The following is a 353-nucleotide window of genomic DNA, read 5'->3' as shown; positions in this document are numbered from 1 at the left end:
AAGTCAGATGCTCTACCAACTGAGCTAATGGCTCTCTGAAAATGGTGCCGGCAAGAGGACTTGAACCCCCAACCTACTGATTACAAGTCAGTTGCTCTACCAGTTGAGCTACACCGGCATTAAAAGAATAAATGGTGGAGGATGACGGGATCGAACCGCCGACCCTCTGCTTGTAAGGCAGATGCTCTCCCAGCTGAGCTAATCCTCCATGTTTGTATAGTTAAAATCGCCAGGCGGCGTCCTGCTCTCACAGGGGGAAACCCCCAACTACCATCGGCGCTGAAGAGCTTAACTGCCGTGTTCGGGATGGGAACGGGTGTGACCTCTTCGCTAATGCCACCTGACTATGAAAT

2 tRNA genes and 1 rRNA gene are annotated in these 353 nt (G+C 51.6%); all 3 read right to left on the bottom strand.

Features of this window, described 5'->3' with window-relative positions:
• Nucleotides 1-42: 42 nt before the first annotated feature.
• Nucleotides 43-118: transfer RNA gene (locus ACZYRN_RS19320), tRNA-Thr, on the bottom strand.
• A 14-nt stretch (nt 119-132) separates the two neighbouring features.
• Nucleotides 133-208: transfer RNA gene (locus ACZYRN_RS19315), tRNA-Val, on the bottom strand.
• 20 nt (nt 209-228) lie between these two features.
• Nucleotides 229-344: ribosomal RNA gene (gene rrf / locus ACZYRN_RS19310) — 5S ribosomal RNA — on the bottom strand.
• Nucleotides 345-353 lie beyond the last annotated feature (9 nt).

Source organism: Domibacillus sp. F004, from assembly GCF_057814295.1.
Note: the sequence above shows the minus strand (reverse complement) of the source record. Positions and strands in the feature narration are given on the sequence as shown.